Raw genomic sequence first — 26,475 nt, forward strand, 5'->3', positions numbered from 1 at the left:
GTGGTTGGTTTTCCATCTGCCTACCGTTGGATATCTGGTGGAGACAGGCGGAATGGCATGTTCTGTCTTCAAGAATCTCTGAAGGATGATTCTCAACTAATCGCCGAAGGAGCTCTTTCCGTCTGGAAAGAGTGGTGCAGACACTCGTTAGGTTTGACCGTATGAGCAGTTTACAACCAGATTGGAGTTTTCATATTACATGAATGCCCTGTTCTCCAGCTTATAGAAGTCCTGTAACATACCCTGATATGCACAGAACTTCTTACTCCGGCAAAGAAGTATTGGATATTATTGCATAAAAAGACTTTGACATTTATGTAAAATAAGCTATATTGTGTAAACATTTCCTGTGACAATTACACTCTGGCAGAATCTTCCCGTCATATGGGAGTTAAAGAACTATGCTATTTGGAGTAGTAATGTTTGAGAATACAATGATAAGAATTTAACTTAAAGAGGGAGTATATCTTAACTGAAAATATGAGCACTATCGATATCCTCTTACAGAAAGCCAAGGAATTTCACGGAGAAATCTGTCCAGGAATTGTTATGGGAACCAGGATGACCATAGCTGGGATGCGGGAACTTGACATGGACCCCCTTTTGAAAACTCAGGATCTTATTGTCTATGTTGAGATTGACCGGTGTGCAACCGATGCAATTCAGGCGATTACCGGGGTGTCCCTGGGTCACCGTTCTTTAAAATTTATGAACTATGGAAAATTTGCAGCTACATTCATTAATACTCAAACCGGAAAGGCGGTCCGGGTTTCCGCTCTTCCTAAAAACTCTGACCAGCCTAAAGATATGAAAGAGGTTGCAAAGATGATCTGTAATGCTCCTGAAGAAGAGATATTTAAAATTCAAAAAGTTCATGTAGATATCCCAAAAGAAGATCTGCCAGGATTTCCAACACACAAAGATGTCTGTAGCCGGTGTGGTGAGGGGATTATGGATAGTAAAGAGATTATTATCGAAGGAAAAGCGGTTTGTAAAAATTGTGCCCAGGGATCGTATTACACGATCATCTGATCATAATCAATCCTTTTTCCACCAGATCATTGCCCTTGGAGAGACACTGCTCATCGTGTACTGACCATCCTGATACAGCAATTTCTTCTCCAGATATTCTCTGAGTACAGTGTATTGCTCTTGAGTTTCAAGGTTGAGGCCCGCTCCCTGATCGCTGACTGCTTCATCCAGTGATGCAAACCTCTGCTGATGAATTTCTTTAGTTACCTCTACATTAGCATAAATGCCCATCTGGTGAAGCAGGTTAAATACGATATTTGGTTTCTGGTATTTTTTGAATGGAATTCCATATAGGGCCTCCCAGATATCCCCGTAATTCTTCTGCCATGGAGAGAGCATATCTGCAAACCAGAAGATATAAACAAAACCGCAGGAGATCTGATCCATCTTCTGGAGACCTTCCCGAAGGTCAGGAAACCCAAGGGAGTAGGATGCAATAACAACATCATACGGCCCTTTAAGATCCCTGGAAGTATCCACATCTTCCCACTTCTTGGGGACGATAACTACGTTTTTCAGATTATCCTCAGCAATATTTGCAACAAGACACTCTCGCATAAACACAGACGGTTCAACGGCCGTAACCTCTTTGACAAGCCCAGCCAGGGGAATTGTGAGAGTCCCTGGTCCTGAACCCACATCCAGCACCCGTGAATCAGGAGAAATATTCATTGCGTTTATTCGTGCACGGGAAGCCTGCCAATCATTCTCCCTTGCTGTTTTGTTGAACCGGTCACATCGTTCTTTTTCAGACCACCGGTCTGCACAGCTGATAAATATTTTTTTACCCTTCTCTCCCTCTTCAGGTTTTTTCCAGGCTTCGTTCCAGTCTATTGTGGTAACATCTATCATAATATATACATCCAGGGTGTCATGCTACGGTCAGCAATAACCGCAGTCGTTCGTGATATTTCAGAGTTGTTGCATACAACTATAATCAGGATTGTTAAATAAGATATGCAAATAATTACATGAATGTAATCTAAAATTACTTTGATCAAGACAAATATTCGCGTATTTTATTTTTACATTCCATGAAGATACAGGTACCATGACAAAAGCACCAAAGCCTGATCAGATCCTGAACGATACCATTGCACTGCTTCGGGACAGACTGCCTGAACCCCTGGAATCGATTACAATTGAGAGTGTTGTAGTCGGGGTTTTTTTCACCGGAGTGAAACTAAGCAATGGATACGGAGGAATCTGTTTCACACCAGTTGATCTCATCCCTGAATCCGTCTGCTGCACCATAGCCGCAAGTGCAATGCCCTATTGCGGAAATATGCAGGGTGTATCACTAGACAAGGTTCTGGATCATATCTCATCTCCTGCACCTCTGGTCAGAGCCGTGCTCATTAGTATCGTCAACGCCCTCTCTGCCTGGTATTTTGACATATGTCCCAAAGGAACCTATTGCATTGAGGATGATACTGATGCTTTTGATATTGTCGATGAAATCGATCCTAAAAAACCTGTTGTGGTTGTAGGGGCACTCTGGCCCGTGATTCACCGACTCAAGCAACGGGGAGCTTCCTACCGGATCTTTGAACTCAACCGGAATGCACTTCGCGATGATGAACTTCCATTCTTTGTTCCTCCAGAAATGCAGGATGCTGCTCTTGCAGAGGCAGGATGCGTAGTGATGACAGGAGCGACAATGGTAACCGGGACTACTGAAGATCTCCTCTCCCGGATCCCCAAAGGAGTTCAGGTTATCATAGGGGGACCAACCATTAGCATGATTCCCGATCTTTTCTTTGAGATGGGGGTGACTGCTATCGGAGGAGATATTGTAACTGATCCAGACAGTCTGCTTACAACTATCATGCAGGGCGGATCAGGGTACCATTTCTTTGGAAAATCTGCCCGAAAAATCCTGATCAGGAAGGCCTGTTGAATTAACAGCCCAGTGGTATGACACAACCAGACGAGAGAAGACGATATCAGCCCTTAGTTTTTCATCCTGGGATGCTTGACAGGATTGAACAGATTGAAGAATATGCGTCGCGTCTTCTCCCGTTCATTCCCCGTGGTCTGCCTGTATATCAGTCACATGGAGTCAAACACTCACTTTCAATCATCCACACAATCAATTGCCTGACAGAAGTACCAGATCTCCAGATTAATCAGGCAGAGGTTTTTCTGCTTTATCTTGCGGCATGGCTTCATGACCTTGGGTATCTTCATCCTCTCTCAATCTATGATCGTGGAATGCATACTGAACTCTCGCTGGATATGATAGATCGGGACCCTACAATTCAACGTCACATCCAGTCATCAGAACTATCTCTCCTTGGAATAATCATCAGATATCATGATACCCATACTGACCTTACAGCAATACGGGAGAGATCATCGAATGTCCGCATTTCGCTTATAACTGCACTCTTTCGTATCGCTGACGCCATCGATATCGGAACTGACCGCTGTCCTCCCGAAGTATTTGAACTCATTAGTGATGGTCTGAACGAGCACAGTAGAAGGCATTGGCAGGCTCATCAGAATGTAATCGGTATCAGAATATCATATCCGGTAATAATTATCATGGTTCGTGATCCTGAAAACCCCTTTTTCAGGAGGAGAGTTATCGCTCATCTTCAGGAGGATTGCATGACCGCTAACATGATCCTGAAAAGATTCAATCTTTCACCTGTGACAATCGAATGTAGGAAAGAGGAGGGGACCATATAATATGGGCTTATCTTATTACGCTGAAAAAAAATGGAATTTCGGGTTGTAAGGGCATTTTTGGCAGGGTAATTAAACTGACCCTGACTGGATAAACTGCCGGATGTCAGTTTTTATCAAATTTTAAACTTTGCCATCTCACCTGATACATTTTCGACGATTCCAACTACACCTGACATGATCTGTCCGATTTCATCAATTGAGGCACTTGCCTCTTGAGATGCTGCTGCAGCATCACCCGCCTCCTGTGAGGTGTTCTGGATCAGGTTGGCAACTTCCTGAATGCTTGCGGTCACTTCCTCTACCGATGCTGCCTGCTCCTCTGATGCAGAAGCCACTTCAACTGTATTGTTGTTTATCTCACCGATAGTATCTGCAATCCTGTTAAAGGCAGTAAGGGTCTCTTCCAAAGCATTGCTTCCCTCCATTACGGCAGTTGTGGATTTTTCCATCGCTTCTGTTGCCTGCTTTGCCCGGGCCTGAAGTTTTGTAATGATATCATCTATGGTCTCTGCTGATTTGCGTGAATCGAGAGCGAGGGATTTTACTTCAGAAGCTACAACTGCAAATCCTCTCCCTGCATCCCCGGCCCGTGCTGCCTCTATGGCTGCATTAAGAGCAAGGAGATTGGTCTGGCTGGCGATATCAGATATTAATCTGACGATCTTTCCGATCTCATCCATCTCTGAGTTGATTCCAGAAACAATCGAATCGACCTCCTCAGTTGAGAGTGTGATATCACCCATGGCTTTTTCAGACCGGTGAGCGAGAGTAATACCACCTTTTGCCAATTCGTTTGCCTGATTTGAAGAGACTGAAACTGATTCGGCCTTCCTTGATACTGCCCCGACAGTTTCATTGAGATCCTCCATCGCACGAAGCACCTGTGAGATTCCATCACCTCCTTGTTCTGAGTTTTGACTGACTTTTCCTGTATTGGTTGCAATCTGCTGTGCTCCGGTTATGACCTCTTCTATACTCACATTCGCCTGTTCGGCTCGTGTTGCCAGATCAGAGATATTCTTATTAATGAGAGATACTGCCTCTGAAACTTTTATACCAATATTGTTCAGTGCATTACGGAATTGTATCCATTCGCCTTTTACCTCTATCTTCTGATCAAACCGTATTGCAAAGTTATAATTTGCATATGCTTCAGCGATCTTCATCGATTCATAGACCGGAGCGGTTATTGAATCAAGGGTCTGGTTCATACCCTCTATGATAGTACGGTAATCCCCTTCATGAATTGAAGGATCGGACCTGTACTGGATATTTCCAGCTATCGCTGCCTTTGCAATGGCATCGGAATCAGAAACCAGACTTGTTATTGCCTGACGTGCTGTCTCTACTGCCTGTCCAATTTTAACAAACTGCTCCCTTGCCTGTGCAGAATGTTCATCTGCTTCCAGGATCTCCACACTAAATGTTGTATTTCCATTGGCAAGCGACCTGATATTCTGCTGTACCAGTTCAACCGATCGTTCTAGATATGAGAGGAGCGATCTGATCTCTGTCATATCAGAAAATATTTCGATAAACCGAATTACATCTCCTTTTTGATTCGTAATTGGAATGTAGACATAGTCCAGATTTTTGACTCCTTTTGGAGAATCTACAACCATTCTTCCTCGTGCAGCTTTTTTGGTTTCTAGTGCCTCTCTGATAGTTGGACCTACCCGCTCAGTGACATTGATGTCGCTGAGTTTCATTTTGAGACTCTCTTCATGGGTGTATCCCAATATCTTCTCGAATGCCGGATTGTTGTCTCTAATATGCTGATCTGTATCCACCATCAGGATTGCATTCGGATTTTCTTGGATAAACGTCTGGATCTCATCGATATATGCAACCTGTTCGGATATGTCGATGTACATTGCTACTACGTTGACAACATTACCATTTACATCAATAATGGGAATATACGTAAAATCAAGTGTCTTCACTGCCCATCCAAAGTCCACAACCAGTCTTCCTTTCCCCGGCTTCTTTAAGGTGAGAACATCACCAAAAGACTGTCCTTCACGTTTGGTGATATTAAACTCCTGTATTTTCATAGAGAGTAACTGTTTTTCAGGTAACTTACACAGATCCAGGAAAGATGGATTAACTGCAAGAATATTTCCCTGAGTATCCATAGTAATTATTGAAGCCGGATTTTCTTTAACCAGGGCATCAGATTCGTTGATCCTTTGGACAAGTTCGGTAAGATCAGCAAAGATATCATAAATTATAATAAGATTTCCTTCAGAATCAAAGACCGGAATATACGAATATTCCATATTTTTGATACCGGTGGGGAAATCTACTACAACCGTGCCTGATACAATTGATTTTGATTTCACAGCATCTTCGACTGTCAGACCTTCCCTTTTGATAGTTTTAAAATCAGCCAGGGTTTTACCAATCCAGTCTTCCCATCTATATCCTGATATCTTGGTAAAAGCTGGGTTAACTTCAGCAATTGTCAGATCTGGATTTAGTTTAAGAAGAGCATAGGGGTTCTGGTTTATAAGGGCCTTATTTTCTTCAATCCGTACCTGCTTGGACATATCAATAACGGTAGTCAGCAGGCATTGTTCTCCATTGTAGAGAATTGGTTTAAGAGTAACCCTTGCAGGAAATTGCTTCATCTTCAGGGTCATATGTTCCCAGTAAAATGAAACTGAACCTGTCGAAAATGCTTTATTTATAAGTCTCTCAACCTCAAAGGCAGTATCAGATCCGTTTTTTTGTTTTAAGGGTGACAATATACTCGGTTGTTTTCCGATGATCTCATTCCGGTCTGAAGCATCAAATATCCGGAGTGTTTCTTTGTTACAATCGATAAAAACCCCCTGCTTCCCTATAATAAGGGTCCCTATGGGTATTGAATCGATAATTGTCTGGAGCGACTGGGTATCTACAGCACTGATCACTGATTGATATTGTTCGGTCATGGTATCCTCCCTAAACCTGCCGATAAAGCAGAAGTACATCTTACTTTTTAATTACCCGTCCAAAGATTCGTTTTAATTGAGTTCAAGATACCAATAGGTACATCCCCACCACGCGGTAATCATGAAACAGGTAAGTCATGTAGGAAGTAAACTGCCCGTATATATATAATTATCTCGTATCTCCTGTATTTGTACTTCTCATTGTAATATCAGATGATGAAGAACGCAGAAAAACCCTGGTGTAATTATATCATCATCTGAACTCAGTGGCGTTTGGTCTGAGAGACCTGTATAAACTGAAAAAATGAAACGAATCATCTCTCTATGTCTGTACCTGCTTCCGATTTGAATCATAATAACTTCGTTAATTTGTTTTGATAGGTACATATTATTGATATTTAAATAATGTTTGTTTCTTTAGAAAAAGTAATAATTAGGCTTATTTTTAAAAATAAATCAAATTTTTAAAAATTTAAGTTCATGTTCGATTGGAAAATATTAACAAAATCTAAAACTTATATTATATTGTTAACAAATGGATGGTTAAAAGTATGAATTTGAGGAAAATTATAGTATGTATCCTCATGCTCATGGTGTTGAGCATACCCGTCTCTGTCTGGGCTGAAGCAAATCAGACACAAACAATTACTGATATGGCTGGCCGGACTGTTACAATCCCGGCACATATCGAAGGTGTTCTTGGAACTTCTCCACCAACAACCATGCTCATTTACATGATCGCACCCGACAAGCTGCTTGGATGGAACTCTAATAATACCGGATTCCTTCCTGCAAAGTATCTGAATTTGCCCGCTGTTGGAGGATGGTTTGGTGGGAAGGAAGGGAATTATGAATCGTTCCTTGCAATGCACCCCGATATCATTCTTGAAGGGTACAATCAGCAGGGTGATATGAAGTCCACTGTTGATGCACGACAGGATAAGTTCGGATCTCTTCCGGTTGTTGGTGTAGAGAACAGTGTTGACGCTTTGAGTTACGAAAAACCGATTAAGTTCATGGGTGATCTGCTTGGAGAATCAGCTCAGGCAGATAAGATGATTACCTTCTATAACTCTGTATTAGACCAGGTTCAAAGCAAGGTTTCAGCAATTCCAGAATCTAAAAAAGTTACTGTTTATCAGGCGGCCGGAAATGATGGACTAACCACTGAAGTCAAAGGTTCTCCTCATTCCCAGTTAATTGACATAGCAGGTGGGATTAACGTTGTTGATGAGCCCCTTACTGATGCTTTTGGCGAGATCAAAGTATCAATGGAACAGGTGATGACCTGGAATCCAGACGTGATCATTGTAGAGGATGCAAACCTGTACAAGAAGATGTTCACAGATCCGTCCTGGTCCCAGATTAAAGCGGTCAAGGATAAACGCGTATATCTTACTCCAAAAACCCCGTTCAGCTGGTATGACCACCCACCGGGTGTAAACCGGATCATTGGTATTCCGTGGACTGCCAAAATGCTGTATCCGGATGAATTCAAGGATCTGGACCTGAATCAGTTGATTAAAGATTTCCACTTGATCTTCCTGCACTTTGATATCACTGATGACCAGATTAAAAGTGCTCTGAATCCCGTTGCATCGTGATGGAGCAGAATCATCAAAAGGGGTTAAATCCCCTTTCTTCTAAGGGTCAGGCATGTGGTGAAGATTTTCATCGAATCGATGAAGTCATATCTGGATTCCGGCGGTATCGTGTTCTCACCTGGGCACTGGAATCTGGTATAGCCGATATTCTGTATGCTGTTGGTCCCCATGATCCAGATGTCCTGATACAAAAACTCGGATATCAGAGTTCTTTTGGAAAATCCTTTTTAGAAGCACTCGTAGAGATTGGCATTCTGGAAAAGAAAGAGAACAAAGTAGGATTGTGCTCAAAACTTGCTCCATATCTGGTATCAGAGAGCCCACTATATCAGGGAGATTCTATCAGGTCTTCATCTGAGGGTATATGGGGACAGAGTGAGGATTTCTTTAAAGAGAATTCCGAGTCTCAAAAGCCAGCCAGCCAGATGAGTCCAGATTTTCTTAAAGTGGTCTGTCAGCATAGTATGAGGGGAGAGATTCAGGAAATTACACGAATCTTAAGTAATATCCCGGAATTTCAATCTTCACACACACTTCTTGACATTGGGGGAGGACATGGTATGTATTCCATCTCATTTTGTCAAAAGAACCCGGGTTTGTCTGCAGTTATTCTTGATAAACAGTCTATCACTCCATTTACCCTGGAGATGGTTAAGCGGTACCAGATGGTGGACCGAATCTCAATCGAGACAGGGGACATGAATGTTGATATCCCAGGATCCGGGTATGATATGGTATTTGCATCTCATATTCTGTACCGGGCTGATGATCTTCATCTATTGCTCAAACGTATTGCGGCGAAGATAAAAACAAGAGGTCTTTTTATCTCAAACCACAAGTTTGAAGATGACTGGATCATCCCCAGAGAAGATGCCCTTAAAGCCATGGATACGGTTTTCATCAAAGGTCATCATCACATGGTGACGAGGGATGAGTTTAAAAATGTATTAGGATCATCTGGATTATCCGGGATCCAGTCTTTCAACATACGTACATGTACCGGGTTTTCCACACTAACCATTGCAACTAAAAATATGTAGGAGAATTCTTTGAATGAATGTCTCTTATCTTTTTTTAAATGTGATGGCTCATGTAGATATTTTTAATAATTTATTGGTATTATTAAGCCTAAGAAATACCAATTAATGATCTGATAAAAAAATGGCACTTACAAAAAATTGTTTAGTTAACCTAATTTTGCATATAAAAATCTGATATCGTTATACAAATAAATACTATTTGTCTGATTATTGTATCCCTATTTTTAATTACAAATCAGGAATCAAATCAAAAAAGGAAATTAAGAGAAAAGATTTTTAACAAAACCCACAATTTTTGCAGAGTCCTGCATGTTCCTGACATTCTTTAAAGTACTGATCAAGTATTGACTCTGTAGAACACTCACATCCTGTCCTGTATCTGACTGGAATACATACCTTTCTACCAGCTACTTCAATAAATTCAACTCTAACATCTACATGATACGTAGCTTTAAGATCTTCACTAGTAATGACCTCTTCAGCCGGGCCGATCTTCGAAAAAGAACCTTCTCGCATGATACCAACCATATCAGATACTATGAAGGCATGGTCCGGAAAATGGGAGGTCATAATTATTGAAATTCCCCTGTCGCGGAGCCGTTCAATCAGGGAAAGAACCTGCATCTGATTGCCAAAATCAAGGTGGGAAGTCGGTTCATCTAAAAGAAGAATTTCAGGCTCCTGGGCAAGAGCTCGTGCGATGAGAGCCAGTTGATGCTCACCTCCACTGATTTCATTCACAGGTTTATCTATTAAATGAAATACTCCCACTTCCTGGATTGCATCAATTGCAATTTTTATATCCTCATCTTTGGGAGACGAAAATGCAGAAATAAATGGAGCCCTTCCCATTACAACATAATCAATTACAGTATATGGAAATGAAACATCCCATCGTTGAGGAACAAATGCAATTTTCTTGGCAAGTTCCTGTCGTTCCATCTCTCTGATATCTATATTTTCAATCTGAACAGATCCATTATTTAGATCTAAAAGGTTGATGAGACACCGTAAAAGAGTGGATTTTCCTGTTCCATTAGGACCCAGAATACAAAATAATTCTCCGGGCTTCAAGGTAAAGGAAACATTTGAAAATACAGTACGTTGTTTATTCCAATTGAACTGGAGATTATGTGCACTAAATGTTATACCCATCCTGTTTTCCTCCTCCAAAGTAAGAACGCGAAGAATGGAGCACCTATAAGAGCAGTAAGGATTCCTAACGGAATTTCTGTGCTTATTAGCGTTCGTGAGATATCATCCATAACCAAGAGATATGACGCTCCCATGACTATTGTCATTGGCAGCAACTTGGAATAATCAGGACCCGTAATCATCCTTGCCAGATGAGGAACTACAAGTCCGACCCATCCAATAATTCCACTGATACATACTGCAGCTGCAGTAAGAAGAGTGGCACATAAGACGATTATTCTGGTAATCTGTTTGATGTCGATTCCAAGAGTTCTCGCTTCATCAGGACCTAGAGAAAGAAGATTTATTCTCCAGCGAATGAGCATCAGAATAAGTCCTCCGAGAAACATTGCCGGGGCTATCGACATAATATCGATATATCGTGCAGATGAAAGACTTCCCATAAGCCAAAAAACAATAGTTGGTAGTTTTTCATAAGGGTCTGCAACATACTTTGTTATTGAGAGCAGTGCACTAAAAAATGATGAAACAATCACTCCTGATAATACTAATACAAGAACCTGTCCGGTTTTATATAACCGGCTGAGAAGATATGTTGTGATGACTGCTGTAATTCCACCAATAAATGCAGAAACCTGTATATAATAGGTTGATAGTGATAACAAAATTGCACACGCTGCTCCAAACCCTGCACCCGAGGATACTCCCAGAATGTCTGGTGAAACGAGTGGATTTTTAAAGAGACCCTGATATGATGCACCAGCCATGGAAAGGGATGCACCTACAAGAACTGCTGCAATAATCCGAGGTAATCTGACCTGAAAAATAATTGTCTCTTCTGCACTCGACCATGTGTGTTCCATGGGAATAATTGGGGAGAAAAGGATTTTAAGAACATTTCCAGGTTCTACTTCAAATCTACCAATGAATAAGGACCAGATTATGATAAAAAAAGGGAGAATATAAAGAATTACTATTAGAGGAAGTACTAGCCTTCTTTTTTTTGTAATCTTATTAATCTCTTCGTTGCTCACATTATTCCTGATTGATTCCCTGGAGGAAGGTTCTGTATCAATCGGATGATTATCATTTGAATTATCCATTTTTACTCCTAGTTACAAATATGTATAATAAATCCGGATATCTGCGATGTATTTAAATACTGTACAATTGTGCATGTCTCTATATTATTCATTGCGTTTAGTTAAACCATTTAATTTAATTTAGATCAATTTCAAAAAAACGGACTGTAGCCTTATTTTTAAGATATTACTAAATTTTTAATCGAGTTACTCGAAGGTTATAAAAAATCTCATATACCTTGTTCTATACCGTTTTCTATGAAATCTGGCACAATTTTAATACATCATGAGTTGCAGAATTTTTCCTGTATTATTTAATTAAAAAATTAGATGGCAAAATCAGGTCTGAGAAGCCTCACTTCGACTTCATCTCCTGCCTGAAGATCTTTTGATCCAACCTTTTTATGAAGAACTGCATCCGCCCTGACACCCATCATTTGACCAAATCTTCTTTCAACCGGGGATATCAGGGTTTTTCCATTATTCTTGGTGACAGTTACCATCATGAAAAAATCAAACCCAGCAAATGATGACACCGGTTGGGTAATTTCTCCTTTGATATATGTATCAGGTGGAATTGGGACTCCCCATTGTTTCAGCAGGGGATAAACTAATTGATACAATGCGGTAAGAGAGGCAATAGATGGTCCTGGCATACCAAACACCGGCTTATTATTAACACTGGCCAGTGAAACCGGCTTTCCGGGACCCATTCCAACGCCATGAAACAGAAGAGATCCACTCCTTTTCAAGGCTTCAACAGCATAATCTTTAGATCCAGCTGAAGAGCCACCAAAGAGCAGAATCATATCACAATCTTTACATAACTGCTGGATCTCCTGTGCCATGCCTTCAGGTTCATCAGAAACAATTGGAGCGAGAACCGGAGTAATCCCAAACTGTTTCAGATAGGCAGATATCATATATGAATTACTGTCAATTATCTGGCCGGGCAGGGGATTTTTATTTGGTGGAACAATTTCATCGCCTGAAGCAATATGGCCTATTTTCCAGTTTTTTACGTGTACTTCCCTGATTCCATATGTGAGAAGAGCACCGATATCATAGGGTATGACATAATGGCCGATATCCATCACAATATCGCCTTTTCCGATATCAACTCCTTTTGGAACCGTATTTTGAAATGCGGCCATGGGGGTATGTATCTGATATTTTCCATTTGAAATTTCTGTGACTTCTTCAATTGGTATAACTGCGTCATACCCATCAGGCATGGGAGTTCCTGTATTTACCCGGGGGGCTTCAAGTTCAATAAGGTTGGTTTCACTTGCTCCAATGGTCATTTCGCTTTTTACAGCGATACCATCAGGTCCACCAAGAAGGAGTGGTGGATTGGTACGATTTGAGTGGACAGGATTTGTTAAAATACGGCCTGCTGCATCTGTCGTCGGAATACAGATAGTTGAGTCGCATGAAGGAAACGACTCCAACACAATTTTTTGTGCTTCTGCGAGAGAAATCATTTTTGATTGAACACTACTGCTGGGAATATTCATCACCTGGATTTAGCAGATTACCCCTGCTCTCCAGTACTATGGGGAATGAGGGTGTATTAATTTATCTTTAACAAATGGAAATATTAATTACATAATATTTCCAATATCTAGTGTCCAGTATGGAAGATAATCTTTCAAGTAGTCATTCCTATGATTACTAACGGAATAACTTCATGGTTGTTTACCTGAACATTATCTACAAATCTGGATATCAGGGACTTGGCGAGATCCGATCCAAACGATCACTCCATTCCCTTATTCATTCTTCTTTAAACCTTTGAAATCTGTTAAATGTAAGAACCAATAATTACTATAATGTTAGGTTCTTTTTATATCGTGTAGACTTATTTTTTAGCCTGTTTTGAACTATATTGACTTATGGTGTTAATAATTAGGTTCATTAAAATCAATGTAATTTCAGAATGATTAAGATATTTTTAATTATTCTGTTGATAAATATATGATATCCGGATTCCCGGATACTGAAACCTGAAGTGAATATATTTTATCCACTATACGGGATGGGTTAAGAAAATGAATCAACATAAAATGCAATTCTGGATCAATGTTGCATTGATTGCAACACTCGTGGTGAGTTGCACTGTTTGTATAGCAACAGCAGCAGACTCCACAAAAACGATCACTGACATGGCTGGCCGTCAATTAACAGTTCCTGATCCGATCAATTTAGCTATAGGAACAGCTCCGCCGGTTACTGTAATGACGTATATCATCGCTCCAGATAAATTAGTCGGTTTTAATTCTAACTATAACAGTTCGAAATATCTCCCTGACAAGTATAAGAATCTTCCAAATGTCGGCGGAACTCAGGGCCAAACAAAATTGAATGCTGAGAGTTTCTTTAAGTTTAATCCTGATGTGATATTAAACGGGCAGGTAATTTCAAAATTTAAGGATGCAAACGATATTGAAGATATTCAGACTCAATTGAATCCGATTCCGGTGATTGTTGTTGGGGATGTCACTAATCTCAGTAATTTTGCTCCGGGAATGACATTTTTAGGACAGTTGTATAACAATCCTTCAAAAGCAGAGGAGTTCAATACATTTTATCAGAATATTTACGATAAAGTAACTAAAACAACTGCATCCATCCCTGAATCAGAGAGAAAGAAGGTGTATTATGCAGAAGGACCTGAAGGCCTGATGACAGATCCCGCAGAGTCTAATCATGCACAACCTCTGAATGTTTGCAATGGAATTAATGTTGCAAACATTGAATGGACAAATATGGTTGGGAGAACCCCGGTTTCCATTGAGCAGATCATGTCGTGGAATCCTGATGTTATAATTGCAGCTGATAAACAGTTCTATAATAAAGTCTACTCAGATCCGAACTGGAAAGAAATTAAGGCAGTAAAAGATAAGCAGGTATATCTGGTTCCAAGTGATCCATTCAACTGGTATGATCGATCTCCGGGCGTTAATACTGTAATGGGAATTCCATGGACTGCAAAAGTTTTGTATCCAGACAAATTCACTGATATGGATCTGAAGGCCCTTACAAAGGAGTTTTACACAAAGTTCTATCACTATGATATGACTGATAAGGAAGCAGAAGACCTCCTATCCGCTTCAGGGTTAAAGGTTTAATCAGGTAACTGATTTAAAATGATGAGAATGGTATGAAACTAAAAAATTTACTCCTTATTTTTATCCTCCTACTCCTTTTAGTTCAAGTATTACCTGTAACAGGATTACAAGCATCTAACGCAGAAAATAGGACTATTACGGATATGGTTGGGAGAAGTATAGAGATTCCAACCCAAATCAATCATGTTTTAAGTACTGCACCACCTACTACCATGACTATCTACATGCTTGCCCCCGATACATTGCTGGGATTAAATTCTGCATCCAATACTACAAAGTTCATGGATCAAAAATATCGGGATCTTCCAAATGTTGGTGGATGGTATGGGACATCGACTGGTAACTATGAAACTTTCATTTCATTAAAACCTGACGTGGTTATTGAGCCAGACCTTGGGACAGGAGATCTCTCTAAAACAATCCTTGAGCGACAGGAAAAATTTAGTGAAATTCCAGTAATTGGAATCATGGACGCGAGAAACATTACCGGATATGATCCGTCAATCCAGTTTCTGGGATCCTTATTGAATAAAGAGTCTGAATCAAAATCCCTTCTAGAATTTTATCACCGTGTCCTTTCGCTGGTACAGAATAAGGCTTCTTCAATCCCTGATGATAAGAAAGTAACGGTATACTATGCTGAAGGACCAAAAGGCCTTAAAACAGATCCCGTTGGTTCATCCCATTCAGAACTTATTGAATTAGTTGGGGGAAAGAACATTGCGGATTGTAATATAACCCCTGGAATGGGTATGACTGAGGTATCCATGGAACAGGTACTGTCATGGAATCCAGATGTTATCATCGTCGGCGATCCCGGATTTTACAAGTCGGTGTATTCTGATCCAATCTGGGCAAACATAAAAGCGGTTCAGAATAAGCGGGTATATTTAGTACCACAAGCACCATTCCCCTGGTTTGACAGGCCACCTGGAGTAAACAGAATTATTGGTATTCCATGGGTAGCAAAGATTTTGTATCCGGATGTATATTCAGATATTGATATTACATCATTGGCAAAAGAATTCTATTCAAAGTTTTATCATTATGACCTATCAGATAGTGATCTAACCAGTATTCTTAACCCATAATGGGTTTTAAGAATTGGATAGATTCGAAATCTTTTTTTATATTGACAAGATTGCTTGATAGTACTTAACCCAAAAAGAAGAATTAAGATGATTTAATCATCTCTATAAATGATTCAACCCGGTTATGGGACTGCTCCAGTGACTCCATTCGTGTCAGTTCACCAACTTCAATACTAATTGCAGGAAGACCGGTCTCTTCTTTGATGTAATCAGTTATCATTCCGGCTATGGCACTCTGATAATTGCATCCCCAGTTGAACATGAATACAACACCATCTGCCCGGGATGCTTTTACCTGTTCTACGGTCCATTTTGCCCGTTCTTCTGTTGATCGCTCGTATGGAAGGGAGGCATATGAAACCGCAAGGTTCTCATACGGATCGCCAGTCTCTTTTACATTCATACAGATAGAACTCCAGACATCATCGCTACCAACAAGTACACCGCCTTTTCGGTCAACAAAGTTGGCATTAGGCATAACACACGATCCACAGACAAAGAGCCGTGCCGGATCATCAACAAGCCCAAAGCCTTTGACCCCATTGTTGACTCTGGTTTGCAGTTCATCTCTGGTTTCTTTGAGAACCTGGTTGGCTACTGGAAAATCAAAAGCGCCCATCATCCCGAGATGAGCAAATCCGCCATCAACGCTGTTTGTCGGGGGTACTTTCCCGCTCCACCATACCTGTTCACATTCCCGGACGAGAGATCGTGCTTTGTTTTGAATCTTTATTTCTTTACGGATATCGTCATCAGTGACTTCTTTTCCGGTTACCTTTTCTAATTGATGGACAAGGGAATGAAGTTCTTCCTTTATGTATTCAACTCTCCATTCTCCTTCTTCAAAATTACTTGGATAATCGATTAATATCGTTGGAATACTACTGGATTCACTTCGATATGCCTCAACTGCATATGCCATATCTGAGCAGCGTGAACAGAGACAGGGTGCTATTGCTGATATTGGAAGATCACGGGTTTTCAACAGACCAACGTTTGCGATAAGATTGCAGCACTCAAAAGAGAGATTCTGCCGTGCTTCTTCGAGAAGAGATGCCCCGGTGAGATTTGCATTTTTATACGCTCTCCCCTCCTGAGTATTCATGATCCACCCTCTTAAAAACATCGGACCAACTGAAATGCATCCCGCTGCCTGGTATAAGTCTGAAGTAATTCCTCCCTGTACGAGGATCAACGGTGTTTTATTTCTGACAAATTTCCGAAGTCTATCGATTCCGGTCATACCCAGGTAGTTTCTTCTGATTCCGCTGATAAGGGAAACATCCCCTGATAACTGATGACCAAATGCCGGGTTAGTTGAAAAAGCAAATGGAAAACGTTTGGGTCCGGTTACTGTCATAAAGTGCCATATCTGTTCAGCTGTAACCGTAGTTCCATCAGAAAAATTTAAATCCTCAGTTTCAAGAACCAATGGTTTAATCTCATCCGGGTATGTGAACGGTGGGTAATCAACTCTCATGCTCGTACCTCCGGACTATTTTGTCCTTTCAGAATCTCGAAGAATGCTTCAACTCTTGTCCTGATTGCTTCAACGTCAGAACCTGAGTATTCGGTATGAATTTCAAGTAAAGGCACTCCAACATTTTTAAGACGGTTTTTCAGCCCTGTTGTTTTAAAGGTTGCTGAATCACAGTAGCGTATTGTATGATAAATGACCCCATTTGCCTTGGTTTCAAGGACTGCAGACATCAGATGCTCAAACCTGGTATCATTATCCATTTCTAAACAGGGAAGAGTATAGTGGGGTATCCGGTTCAAATACGCATCAGCAATACTGGAAACAGAAGGATGTTCTATGTGCATATTCAGGGAAGGGTTCAGACCTGTCCAGAGATCATCCCGTACGATTGTTCCATTCATCTGCTCAATCAGATCTACCAGTTTCTCATCTCCTGGAGCGATAGCACTTCCTGAAAGAATAATCCTGATATCCTGACTTTTCTTACCGGAACTCTTTGGAGATGATTCAATTTCACTTAGTAACTCCTGTAAAAGGGAGAAGTAAATCCGTTTGTCAAGATAGTATCCTGCGTGAACAACCTCATTGGCTTCTTTCCAGTTGAGAGGGCAATCAGCAGCCAGAAGAGATTGAAACATCTTTTTGGTACTATCTCTGATGTTTTGAAAGAGATCTATCGACTCTGCCAAATTTAACGTATCAATTTTTCTGCCCGCAATAACCTCGAGATTCCGGGTAAAATGCTCTATCTCACCCCTGAAATATTTTTGAGCAGCGACTGAATGCGGATTTCTAGGAACACCAAGAAATAATGTTTTTTTCTTAAAATAGTACTTTGATACCTCACCTAGCCGGTAGATCTGCATGCAGGCATTGTCAAAAGCAACAACATCAGCAGCTCGGATATATGGGTCAGTGTTTTCTGCAAACATACCCATAGATCCACGAATAAAGGCACAATTCTGTGAGGATATGTATCGTGCCCCGAGTTCAACTAATCGTTCATCTCCTCCTTTGCCTAACCGGACAGGGATCATTCCAAGGGCATGAATTATCTCTTCTGGTATGAAATAACCAAACCATCCGATGACAATTTTCCCGTTATTTCTTTCAGATTCTAACGCACTTGGTCGTTGCTTTACTGCATCACGAATTTTCTTAAGTGCTGGTAAGGTCATGATGCATCACGTGAAACTTTTTTTTCTGCAATTCTTGCTGCCCCAAGAGCCCCGATAATCTGTGGATCAAAGTTCGGGACAATGATCGGTTTATTAAAGGCATCTGCCAGAGCTCTCCTCATTCCTTCATTCTTGGCTACCCCTCCGGAGAATAAAATAGCATCTTCAACACCGACTCTGATAGTCATCCCGGTAATGCGGTGTGCGATAGCATGATGAACTCCCCGAAGAATATTTTCCGGCTTTTCCCCTCTCGCGAGCAATGAAACGACTTCAGATTCTGCGAATACGGTGCAGGTACTGCTAATTGGGACGATATCTTCTGCCTTTAATGCCATAGGGCCAAGATTCTCAAGTTTTACCCTAAATACTGATGCGATGACTTCAAGAAACCGGCCAGTGCCTGCTGCACATTTATCATTCATGATAAAATCCGATACATTACCTGAATTATCAATCCTGATAACTTTACAGTCCTGTCCTCCCATATCTATCACCGTCCTGGTTGCCTGATTGATAGAATACGCTCCTTTTGCATGGCAGGTTATTTCTGTGACTGTTTCATCGGCATAGGGTGCTGATATCCTCCCATAACCGGTTGCCACAGTATATGTTGGTTTTTTCCCTGCACAGCCAATTGACTCCATGGCTTTCTCAAGTGCTTCCAAACCACTTTTTTCTGGAAAGATACCAGTTGGAATTATACATGATCCGATAACGGCTCCATCTGAAATTAATACTGATTTTGTCGTGAGGGAGCCTATATCTACACCTGCTGCTACTTTTTGATTTATATTATCATCTTCTGTCATTGTTGTCAGGAATTATAATTGCTTTAAAGATATTCATCAGATAATCGCATCTAACCTAGTAATTTAGATAAAATATCCAAATTAATTTTGAATTAACCTTCTAACGTCTGCATGTTCTTCATCTCTTTGTGAGTAATAGTGAAAATGACGGTACCAATATTTGATCCATGTTTGGTTTATTCAAAAAAATACAACCGTATTGATCTACATAAAAGTACTTTCAACTTGTTTAATTTGATTTTTAGATAAATAAATATTATCAATTTATATTTTTAAAATATCTACTTAATGTTGAGAACTGGATTCAATATTGAATCGCGATAATTAATTATGGCCCTTCAAAGGACCTAAAAAAGAAAAATGGTATTAAGTGGTTTTTGCTTTTTTAACCGGATTTATCATAGAATTAAAATCCTCATCACTTAAGTCATAGTTGAAGAACTTCTTATAGAATTTTTGTGCTTCACTCTTCAGAGTATCTACAGAGACAAGATCTGGGTAGAATTTATTTGCTTCCCATAGGAGAAACAGATTATTCTCTGAACCAGGTTTATCCCAATAGAATACTCCTGTTGGTACCTGATATATATGTCCTTCCTTTTTAGCCCTGACTGAATCCCATGCTGTACTGTTCATTATATCATTGTAACTGTTACCGCCAGTTGCAGACACCAGAATGATATCAGGATCCATCTTCAGTATCTGTTCCATATCAGTTTCAAGGAAGTATCCGGGCATATTGTCAGTAACACATATTCCTCCAGCCTTCTCTATAAGTCCACGGTTGAATGTGTCTGCACCCATGACGGTGATTGGATCACTCTTAGTCAGCAATAAAACCTTCTTCTTTTTATCCTGGGAGACGGTTGAAACTTTACTGTCGATCATCTGGATGGTTTCATTCAGAGTCTGGAGAAGTTCATCTCCTTTCTTTTCAGTTCCAGTGATCTTTGCAATACTTTTAATGGTCTCAACCATCTCGTCAAATGAATCAAGGTTTACAATAAAGAGATTTACACCAGCATCCCGAATTGCCTGTCCATTTTTAATATTAGTCCATCCAAATACAATATCTGCATTTTGCTTTACAAGATCCTCCACGTTAGCCTCCCCATTCTGAACCTGAAGCGGATCTATCTTCGCATAATCCGGTTGCAATTTTATCTGAAGTGGGGTTTTGAAACAAAGACCCTGAATGAGTTTGTCACCAATTCCTAAAGCACATAGGAGAGAAGGTACGTTACATGCCCCTTGTATTACAACAATTGTATTAACACTTTGAGGAATGGAAGCAGTATTACCATATCCGTCTATGATTTTATCTGAACCAGATGTTGAAGAATCTGCAGCCCATACTGGCGTTATTGCCAAAAGTATGAGCATAAGTGCTGATAATAACACTATTAACCGACGATGAATAGTTTGGTTCTTAGTCTGAATGCCAAAGCCCATAATAGGTATAATATGGACCAATAAATAACAATTGTTATTTATTATAGTATTTAATTAAGATAATATCTGTTCTAATATTCTTTGATCTAATTGGATATTATATATTAGTTTTAATTAGTGAAGAGTAGATATACAATTTGGTTACCCATCGTTCGATTTACAATCGTGAATAACAGAGTATAAATATCAATTATTTTAACAAAATGTAACTGTTAATTGCTACATTTATCAAATAGTACCTATCGGATGGATGGTCCCATCTGGTGTGGCTATCATGAAAGGAATATCGTTTGTAAAATATTTCGCAATATTATCCATTATTGGATTGATATGTATTGCCCCGGTTTTTGCTGAATCAGCCGGAACTCATACAGTAACTGATATGAGTGGCACAGAGATTTCCGTCCCTACAGATATTCAGAGTATACTTATTGCCTGTCAAGGGGGAGTCGCCCAGGAAATTGTCATAATGGGAGATCCTAAAAAAGTCGTAGGAATGTCAGCGATGAACCTTTTCCCGATGTTTACCAAGATGTTCCCTGAACTTAAGAACCTGCCAGATGCAGGAAGCTTTGATGATCTAAATATGGAGACCATTTTAAAATTAAAACCTGATGTTGTTATTAATAGTGTAACAGCAAAGAAAGGCAATCCTAAGATTACAGAGAATGGAATCCCGGTATTTCAGGCATTAACCGGGAAAGCTACTGCTGACACAATCTATAATGAATTCAGGGCTTTTGGAGATCTTCTCAACAACAAGGCAAAATCTGAAGAATTAATTGCTTACTGGGATGAGAAAAAGAAATTTATTAATGACAGGTTGAAATCACTTCCTGATGATAAGCGAAAGACAGTCTTTTATGCTTCCAACAAGGATTTAGGAACTGATACAAGTTGGGGTGTTTCATATGTCGCTACATCAGGCGGAATAAATGTAGCCAAGGATCTTGGCGATGCAAAAGTAAATCCAGAGAAACTTGCAGAATGGAACCCTGATGTGATTATTGTTCAGGGAAGTACTGATGGTAAGTATCCGGATAAGGATATAATAAATAATCCGCAGTTATCTGGATTATCTGCTATTAAGAATGGGCAGGTGTATAATGTTCCTAATGGAGGGTTCTGGTGGTGCCGTCCATCCCCTGAGAGTCCTCTTGGTTTCCTCTGGCTTGCAAAAACGCTGTATCCTGACACTTTCGCAGATGTTGATATGAAAAAGGAGATGAAGACATTCTTCAAGACCTTCTACCGGTATGATCTGTCAGATGATGAGGCTGATGCCATACTATCAGTAAATAAATAGGCGGGTTGTTGAAACGACCACCCAATCATCTGCATCTCCTTTTTCTCTAAAGATTACGGATGGATTTTCTCCTGCTAATCATATCATCCTGGTATAAACCTAGATGATCCTGATATATATCCAGAACATGGGAATGAAGTAGTCATGAAAGATAATATAATCCAAAATGAGGATAATTTCCTCTCAAAAACTGGTCCTGATGAAAAATTATATGAAAAGGGTTCAATTCTGGAAGAAACAAAAAACCGGTTAATTAGTCGATATGGGGACAGTCTTGCTAATCTGACGCTTGAACGTGTTGTTATCGGGATTTTCTACACCGGGGTAAAACTCTCTAATGGAGCATCAGGAATCTGTTTTACACCGATAAAAGAGATACCTGAGTCTGTTTGTTGTCCTTCATCAGCAAAGGCAATGCCCCGGGCCGGAAGACTGAAAGGGATGTCTGTTGCTGATACCTTTGATTACCTGTCTCAACAAGCACCCATCAAGCGTGCTATTGCAATAGCGACATTAAACGCTTTATCTGAAGATATCTGGAGCAGTAACCCAAAAGAAGGTTCAGAATTATATTCAATTGTAGAAGGGGATGATATTTTTGCTGATATCAATCTGGAAACGATCAAAAAGGCAGTTGTTGTCGGAGCATTGATCCCGGTTATCAAACAATTAAAAGAACACAAAGTGCCATACCGGATTGCCGAACTTGATATAAGAACCCTTAAATCAGAAGAATTGCCTTTTTTCGTGAATCAAAGTGATTTTCCTCATGAGGTTTCCACTGCTGATCTGGTGATAATATCAGGAACAACTCTCATTAATGATACCCTTGAGAGTATTCTTCAGTTGTGCAACCCGGATGCGTATGTTATTATTATCGGCCCGACTGCAACAATGCTTCCAGAGAGTTTTTTTGCCAGAAATATCTCCATGCTTGCTGGTAACCGGGTTGTGGAACCAGATGAGATCCTGGATGTTCTTGTTGAAGGGGGTTCAGGATATCACTTTTATGGACAATCATCACTGAAGGTTATCATTAAGAAGCAGAAAAATTAAGATCCTATTTTTTTATCATGGGTAAGATGGCACACAAACATTCCTCTTTACCTCTTCAATATAATGAACTCCTATGGTGATCTGATAGGTCTCTTCAAGTGAGTGATCTGTTACAACTGTTTCTGCATCTCCAACATGAGTTATAACCCCGTTTTGCATGATTCCAACTTTGCATGAGAGCAGGAAGGTATGATCAGGATAATGAGAAGACATGATGATTGAGATGGTTCGCTCTTTAGATAATTTATCAAGAATGTGAAGAATTCGTACCTGATTTCCAAAATCAAGGTGATTTGTTGGTTCATCAAGAACCAGGAGTGAGGGTTCCTGGGCGAGGGCACGGGCAATCATAGCGAGTTGACATTCTCCTCCACTGATTCTGTTGACAGGGGCATCCACAAGATGCTCAATTCCAACACCTTTCAAAGCTTCAATTGCAATTTCTGTATCCCTTTTTCCGGGCCTGGAATATGCGGATATATGTGGTGTTCTTCCAAGTAAGACCAGTTGAAGGACACTAAACGGAAAGACCATATGATGAGCCTGGGGTACATACCCTATCATTTTTGCCAGATCTGAACGATTCCACTGCTTCAGGTTCTTCCCATGTAACGATATTTCCCCTGATTTTAGAGGTAAGATTCGTGCACAACATTTTAAAAGTGTTGATTTTCCGATACCATTTGGTCCGAGAATGCAGAGAATCTCTCCTTTTTCAACAGAAAAAGATACATTATGAAATATTTGTCGATCAGTACTGTATCCAAATCCTGCATCTACTACTTCAAACATTATGTCCACCCAACATCCCGTTTTGCCATAATGTAAGCAAAAAATGGGACACCAACAATTGCTGTGAGAATTCCTAGTGGGATTTCTGCACTTGTAGCGTTTCTGGCAATATTGTCTATGAGTATAAGGTACGCGGCTCCCAGAAAAAACGAAGCGGGAATTAACCGGGCATTGTCAGGGCCGATGAGCATCCTACCAAGATGAGGTATAACCAAACCTATCCATCCGATTATTCCACAGATGGATACTGAATATGCTGTAATTAATGTTGAGATAAATATGAGGATATATTTCATTCGGGTAGTATCAATTCCCAAAGAGCCTGCTTCTTCATCACCTAAGGAAAATGCGTTTAATCTCCATCCAATTACCATACAATAGACTACACCCGGGAGAATGAATGGAATGGCGAGGAAAATATCTGACATTGATACTGCACTGAGAGATCCCATGAGCCAGTAGGTAATCGCAGGTAATTTTGCGGTTGGATCTGCTACGTATTTGACCAGTGAGATAAGGGAAGTGAACAGTGATCCCATTATTATCCCTGATAAGACCAGGACAAGGATTGATTCCCCTTTATATATTTTAGCAAGAGTTACTGCAAATCCAACAGATGCAAGACCAAAAAAGAATGCTGATCCTTCAATCATCAGTACCGGGAGTGAACACAATATTGCAATAGCTGCTCCAAAGCCTGCACCTGAAGAAACCCCAAGAATGTCAGGGGATACCATGGGATTTCGAAAAAGACTCTGGTAAACTGCACCGGCAACAGACAAGCCTCCTCCTATAAGGAATGCTCCGATTATCCTTGGGATTCGGATGTTAAATATCACATTTGCCTGTGCATCTGTCCAGGTCTGTTGAGTGTGAAGGAATGGTGATAATAAAATTTTAAAAATGGTGATTGGATCCAGAAAATATTGACCAAAAAACATTGAAAACCCTGCGAGAATAAATGGGGATAAAACTATGAGTCCTATCTCCAAAGAAATGGGAAAATGGCTTATTTTTTTGAAGAGAGGAACTGCCATTATTTAGTTAATTTATTTTAACTAGTATTATAATTAGTTATTGAAATATACCTATATTTTCTTATTACATGATTTTTTTATGTGGAATAAAATAACAATTGTGTATTACTTAATTCAATTAGTAAGATATAAGATGTAAACAATTTAAATAAGTTTGTAATTAGAAAAAATTGCGACCTATAAGAGCGATAATGTATGTCGAATAAATGGTTTTATTCTCTTCTGGTTGGACTGCTCCTATGTACAGCAGTAAACGGTTTAGTTTATGCAGATAATACCCGGACTATCACAGATATGACTGGTCGGACTGTTGTTGTCCCATCAGAAATCAAAAACGTTCTGTGCGACTGGATGCAGACTGTGGTTGTTGTGTATGGGGTTGCTCCTGATAAGCTTGAGGCCTGGCCTTCAGCCATGGCACAGACAAATGACACGAAAGAGTATTTCCCTGATACATATGAGTCTCTCCCTCTGGTTCCCGGGTGGAAAGGAGGAAATGGAGACGGCGGTAATTATGAAACATTCATTTCAAAGAAGCCTGATGTTGTCATTGTAAGTTATTACCCAAAGAGTCCAGATGACACATCGGCATTCTCTCTCGTATCAGAGCGACAACAAAAACTTGGTTCAATCCCTGTTGTAGCGTTATCAGATACCATGAACATCACCAACTCACCTGCTCTTATACAGTTTATGGGAGATCTTCTTGGTGAGCAGGATCAAGCCAAGGATCTGATTGGATTCTATAATCGCGTTGTTGATATGGTAACGAAAAAAGTAGCATCAATCCCTGAAGATAAAAAAGTAAAAGTTTATTATTGTATTGACAAAGATGGCCTGAGCACTTCAGGCAGACTATATTCTGATCTCATTGAGTTATGTGGTGGAATAAATGTTGCAACATATGGAAACCTGAGCGAATCTGGTGTTTCAGCGGGTTCTGTCCCCCAAGTATCAGTAGAACAGGTGCTAAACTGGAATCCTGATGTGATATTTGCTGAAGACCAGAGTTTTTGTTCAAAGGTGGGAACTGATCCAGCATGGAAGGATGTAAAGGCGGTAAAGGATGGCAGAGTGTATCATGTTCCCAAAACGGGATTTTCATGGTTCTGCTGCCCTCCCAGTATCAATAGAATCATCGGGATACCCTGGGCTGCGAAAATGATGTATCCGGACCTCTTTAAAGACATGGACCTGGAAGGGCTTATTAAAGAATTTCATACGCTCTTCTATCACAAATCAATTTCAGATGATCAGGTTAAGAAAATCCTGAATTCTTAATTTTTATTTTAGTTAATCTGAATTTTGTATAAATTTCAGTAAATTCGGTCCGGGTTTAGGTTTTCCCTTCTTATGTTAAAGTGTTTTTCAAAAAACAATAAGAAAAGGTGAGGATTCCACTCCGGTATGAGATTAGAAGATCCAATGATTGAAGGAATACTTTTAGGAGTGATATCGTATCCTGCAATAAGTAAGAGGGCTTATCATTAAAATTTGCGAGTGGAAAACCTCCCCTATGATTATTTATCATACTATTTTAAAACATATTGCCTTTATTTTTTTAATTATTAAATAAAAACATATATCTTTAAAGGGA

Annotated in this window: 21 protein-coding genes; 10 read left to right on the top strand and 11 right to left on the bottom strand. The window is 40.0% G+C overall.

The annotated features are described in order from the left end of the window. Nucleotides 1–480: 480 nt before the first annotated feature. Nucleotides 481–1,032: an FmdE family protein gene (locus DK846_RS10320; protein ID WP_109968873.1), complete on the top strand. Its 552-nt coding sequence runs from the start codon at nucleotides 481–483 to the stop codon at nucleotides 1,030–1,032. Between the two features lie 6 nt (nucleotides 1,033–1,038). Here DK846_RS10320 and DK846_RS10325 read toward each other — a convergent pair whose 3' ends face one another. Continuing rightward, nucleotides 1,039–1,884, bottom strand: coding sequence for a class I SAM-dependent methyltransferase (locus DK846_RS10325; RefSeq protein WP_109968874.1), 846 nt, complete (start codon nucleotides 1,882–1,884; stop codon nucleotides 1,039–1,041). 199 nt (nucleotides 1,885–2,083) lie between these two features. Between DK846_RS10325 and DK846_RS10330 the strand changes: the two genes are divergently transcribed. Both DK846_RS10330 and DK846_RS10335 read left to right on the top strand, forming a co-directional pair. Next, complete coding sequence (locus tag DK846_RS10330; protein WP_109968875.1) at nucleotides 2,084–2,932, top strand: DUF364 domain-containing protein; 849 nt, start codon at nucleotides 2,084–2,086, stop codon at nucleotides 2,930–2,932. 17 nt (nucleotides 2,933–2,949) lie between these two features. Further along, nucleotides 2,950–3,726, top strand: coding sequence for an HD domain-containing protein (locus DK846_RS10335; RefSeq protein WP_146201198.1), 777 nt, complete (start codon nucleotides 2,950–2,952; stop codon nucleotides 3,724–3,726). 113 nt (nucleotides 3,727–3,839) lie between these two features. Here DK846_RS10335 and DK846_RS10340 read toward each other — a convergent pair whose 3' ends face one another. Next, nucleotides 3,840–6,662 (bottom strand): methyl-accepting chemotaxis protein, encoded by a 2,823-nt coding sequence (locus DK846_RS10340; protein ID WP_181391723.1) that lies wholly within the window; start codon nucleotides 6,660–6,662, stop codon nucleotides 3,840–3,842. Between the two features lie 551 nt (nucleotides 6,663–7,213). Here DK846_RS10340 and DK846_RS10345 point away from each other — a divergent pair. Both DK846_RS10345 and DK846_RS10350 read left to right on the top strand, forming a co-directional pair. Then, nucleotides 7,214–8,266 carry an ABC transporter substrate-binding protein gene (locus tag DK846_RS10345; RefSeq protein ID WP_109968878.1) on the top strand — a complete coding sequence of 351 codons (1,053 nt, stop codon included), beginning with the start codon at nucleotides 7,214–7,216 and terminating at the stop codon, nucleotides 8,264–8,266. Then, entirely contained in the window at nucleotides 8,266–9,306 is a 1,041-nt protein-coding gene (locus DK846_RS10350; RefSeq protein ID WP_109968879.1) for a methyltransferase domain-containing protein, read from the top strand. Before DK846_RS10345 ends, DK846_RS10350 begins: the two co-directional genes overlap by 1 nt. Before the next feature lie 276 nt (nucleotides 9,307–9,582). Here the strand turns inward: DK846_RS10350 and DK846_RS10355 are convergent, their stop codons facing one another. The 3 genes from DK846_RS10355 to DK846_RS10365 all read right to left on the bottom strand — a co-directional run bounded on the left by DK846_RS10355 (nucleotide 9,583) and on the right by DK846_RS10365 (nucleotide 13,060). Further along, nucleotides 9,583–10,461 (bottom strand): ABC transporter ATP-binding protein, encoded by an 879-nt coding sequence (locus tag DK846_RS10355; RefSeq protein WP_109968880.1) that lies wholly within the window; start codon nucleotides 10,459–10,461, stop codon nucleotides 9,583–9,585. Beyond that, nucleotides 10,452–11,564 (bottom strand): FecCD family ABC transporter permease, encoded by a 1,113-nt coding sequence (locus tag DK846_RS10360; RefSeq protein ID WP_109968881.1) that lies wholly within the window; start codon nucleotides 11,562–11,564, stop codon nucleotides 10,452–10,454. Before DK846_RS10360 ends, DK846_RS10355 begins: the two co-directional genes overlap by 10 nt. A 305-nt stretch (nucleotides 11,565–11,869) precedes the next feature. Next, the gene (locus DK846_RS10365; RefSeq protein WP_109968882.1) at nucleotides 11,870–13,060 is read right to left on the bottom strand and encodes a molybdopterin-binding protein; all 1,191 of its coding nucleotides are present in this window, start codon (nucleotides 13,058–13,060) and stop codon (nucleotides 11,870–11,872) included. Between the two features lie 534 nt (nucleotides 13,061–13,594). Between DK846_RS10365 and DK846_RS10370 the strand changes: the two genes are divergently transcribed. Together DK846_RS10370 and DK846_RS10375 are read left to right on the top strand one after the other, a co-directional pair. Continuing rightward, nucleotides 13,595–14,674, top strand: a complete 1,080-nt coding sequence (locus DK846_RS10370; RefSeq protein ID WP_109968883.1) for an ABC transporter substrate-binding protein — start codon at nucleotides 13,595–13,597, stop codon at nucleotides 14,672–14,674. Between the two features lie 32 nt (nucleotides 14,675–14,706). After that, nucleotides 14,707–15,765, top strand: a complete 1,059-nt coding sequence (locus tag DK846_RS10375) for an ABC transporter substrate-binding protein (RefSeq protein WP_109968884.1) — start codon at nucleotides 14,707–14,709, stop codon at nucleotides 15,763–15,765. A gap of 82 nt (nucleotides 15,766–15,847) precedes the next feature. Here the strand turns inward: DK846_RS10375 and DK846_RS10380 are convergent, their stop codons facing one another. The 4 genes from DK846_RS10380 to DK846_RS10395 all read right to left on the bottom strand — a co-directional run bounded on the left by DK846_RS10380 (nucleotide 15,848) and on the right by DK846_RS10395 (nucleotide 20,636). Next, nucleotides 15,848–17,245: a 2-hydroxyacyl-CoA dehydratase subunit D gene (locus DK846_RS10380; protein ID WP_109968885.1), complete on the bottom strand. Its 1,398-nt coding sequence runs from the start codon at nucleotides 17,243–17,245 to the stop codon at nucleotides 15,848–15,850. Further along, nucleotides 17,242–18,423: a 2-hydroxyacyl-CoA dehydratase subunit D gene (locus DK846_RS10385; protein WP_109968886.1), complete on the bottom strand. Its 1,182-nt coding sequence runs from the start codon at nucleotides 18,421–18,423 to the stop codon at nucleotides 17,242–17,244. Before DK846_RS10385 ends, DK846_RS10380 begins: the two co-directional genes overlap by 4 nt. After that, nucleotides 18,420–19,235 carry an acyl-CoA dehydratase activase gene (locus tag DK846_RS10390; RefSeq protein WP_109968887.1) on the bottom strand — a complete coding sequence of 272 codons (816 nt, stop codon included), beginning with the start codon at nucleotides 19,233–19,235 and terminating at the stop codon, nucleotides 18,420–18,422. The genes DK846_RS10385 and DK846_RS10390 overlap by 4 nt, the downstream gene beginning before the upstream one ends. A gap of 366 nt (nucleotides 19,236–19,601) precedes the next feature. Further along, complete coding sequence (locus DK846_RS10395; protein ID WP_181391724.1) at nucleotides 19,602–20,636, bottom strand: ABC transporter substrate-binding protein; 1,035 nt, start codon at nucleotides 20,634–20,636, stop codon at nucleotides 19,602–19,604. Nucleotides 20,637–20,961: 325 nt separating this feature from the next. Here DK846_RS10395 and DK846_RS10400 point away from each other — a divergent pair, with 325 nt between their 5' ends. Then, nucleotides 20,962–21,993: an ABC transporter substrate-binding protein gene (locus DK846_RS10400; RefSeq protein ID WP_181391725.1), complete on the top strand. Its 1,032-nt coding sequence runs from the start codon at nucleotides 20,962–20,964 to the stop codon at nucleotides 21,991–21,993. A 144-nt stretch (nucleotides 21,994–22,137) separates the two neighbouring features. Beyond that, nucleotides 22,138–23,049, top strand: coding sequence for a DUF364 domain-containing protein (locus DK846_RS10405; RefSeq protein WP_109968890.1), 912 nt, complete (start codon nucleotides 22,138–22,140; stop codon nucleotides 23,047–23,049). Between the two features lie 15 nt (nucleotides 23,050–23,064). Here the strand turns inward: DK846_RS10405 and DK846_RS10410 are convergent, their stop codons facing one another. Both DK846_RS10410 and DK846_RS10415 read right to left on the bottom strand, forming a co-directional pair. Continuing rightward, entirely contained in the window at nucleotides 23,065–23,841 is a 777-nt protein-coding gene (locus DK846_RS10410) for an ABC transporter ATP-binding protein (protein ID WP_109968891.1), read from the bottom strand. Beyond that, nucleotides 23,841–24,878, bottom strand: a complete 1,038-nt coding sequence (locus DK846_RS10415) for a FecCD family ABC transporter permease (RefSeq protein ID WP_109968892.1) — start codon at nucleotides 24,876–24,878, stop codon at nucleotides 23,841–23,843. The genes DK846_RS10410 and DK846_RS10415 overlap by 1 nt, the downstream gene beginning before the upstream one ends. Before the next feature lie 195 nt (nucleotides 24,879–25,073). Here DK846_RS10415 and DK846_RS10420 point away from each other — a divergent pair, with 195 nt between their 5' ends. Further along, on the top strand, nucleotides 25,074–26,159 hold the full coding sequence (locus tag DK846_RS10420) for an ABC transporter substrate-binding protein (RefSeq protein ID WP_109968893.1): 1,086 nt from the start codon (nucleotides 25,074–25,076) through the stop codon (nucleotides 26,157–26,159). Nucleotides 26,160–26,475 lie beyond the last annotated feature (316 nt).

Origin of the sequence: Methanospirillum lacunae (assembly GCF_003173355.1) — an archaeon.
In the GTDB taxonomy this organism is placed as follows: domain Archaea; phylum Halobacteriota; class Methanomicrobia; order Methanomicrobiales; family Methanospirillaceae; genus Methanospirillum; species Methanospirillum lacunae.

Bases quoted from the DNA above. Each gene is read 5' to 3' on its own strand.
- DK846_RS10320 (WP_109968873.1), top strand. From the start codon at position 481: ATGAGCACTATCGATATCCTCTTACAGAAAGCCAAGGAATTTCACGGA.
- DK846_RS10325 (WP_109968874.1), bottom strand. From the start codon at position 1,884: ATGATAGATGTTACCACAATAGACTGGAACGAAGCCTGGAAAAAACCT.
- DK846_RS10330 (WP_109968875.1), top strand. From the start codon at position 2,084: ATGACAAAAGCACCAAAGCCTGATCAGATCCTGAACGATACCATTGCA.
- DK846_RS10335 (WP_146201198.1), top strand. From the start codon at position 2,950: ATGACACAACCAGACGAGAGAAGACGATATCAGCCCTTAGTTTTTCAT.
- DK846_RS10340 (WP_181391723.1), bottom strand. From the start codon at position 6,662: ATGACCGAACAATATCAATCAGTGATCAGTGCTGTAGATACCCAGTCG.
- DK846_RS10345 (WP_109968878.1), top strand. From the start codon at position 7,214: ATGAATTTGAGGAAAATTATAGTATGTATCCTCATGCTCATGGTGTTG.
- DK846_RS10350 (WP_109968879.1), top strand. From the start codon at position 8,266: ATGGAGCAGAATCATCAAAAGGGGTTAAATCCCCTTTCTTCTAAGGGT.
- DK846_RS10355 (WP_109968880.1), bottom strand. From the start codon at position 10,461: ATGGGTATAACATTTAGTGCACATAATCTCCAGTTCAATTGGAATAAA.
- DK846_RS10360 (WP_109968881.1), bottom strand. From the start codon at position 11,564: ATGGATAATTCAAATGATAATCATCCGATTGATACAGAACCTTCCTCC.
- DK846_RS10365 (WP_109968882.1), bottom strand. From the start codon at position 13,060: ATGAATATTCCCAGCAGTAGTGTTCAATCAAAAATGATTTCTCTCGCA.
- DK846_RS10370 (WP_109968883.1), top strand. From the start codon at position 13,595: ATGAATCAACATAAAATGCAATTCTGGATCAATGTTGCATTGATTGCA.
- DK846_RS10375 (WP_109968884.1), top strand. From the start codon at position 14,707: ATGAAACTAAAAAATTTACTCCTTATTTTTATCCTCCTACTCCTTTTA.
- DK846_RS10380 (WP_109968885.1), bottom strand. From the start codon at position 17,245: ATGAGAGTTGATTACCCACCGTTCACATACCCGGATGAGATTAAACCA.
- DK846_RS10385 (WP_109968886.1), bottom strand. From the start codon at position 18,423: ATGACCTTACCAGCACTTAAGAAAATTCGTGATGCAGTAAAGCAACGA.
- DK846_RS10390 (WP_109968887.1), bottom strand. From the start codon at position 19,235: ATGACAGAAGATGATAATATAAATCAAAAAGTAGCAGCAGGTGTAGAT.
- DK846_RS10400 (WP_181391725.1), top strand. From the start codon at position 20,962: ATGAAAGGAATATCGTTTGTAAAATATTTCGCAATATTATCCATTATT.
- DK846_RS10405 (WP_109968890.1), top strand. From the start codon at position 22,138: ATGAAAGATAATATAATCCAAAATGAGGATAATTTCCTCTCAAAAACT.
- DK846_RS10410 (WP_109968891.1), bottom strand. From the start codon at position 23,841: ATGTTTGAAGTAGTAGATGCAGGATTTGGATACAGTACTGATCGACAA.
- DK846_RS10415 (WP_109968892.1), bottom strand. From the start codon at position 24,878: ATGGCAGTTCCTCTCTTCAAAAAAATAAGCCATTTTCCCATTTCTTTG.
- DK846_RS10420 (WP_109968893.1), top strand. From the start codon at position 25,074: ATGTCGAATAAATGGTTTTATTCTCTTCTGGTTGGACTGCTCCTATGT.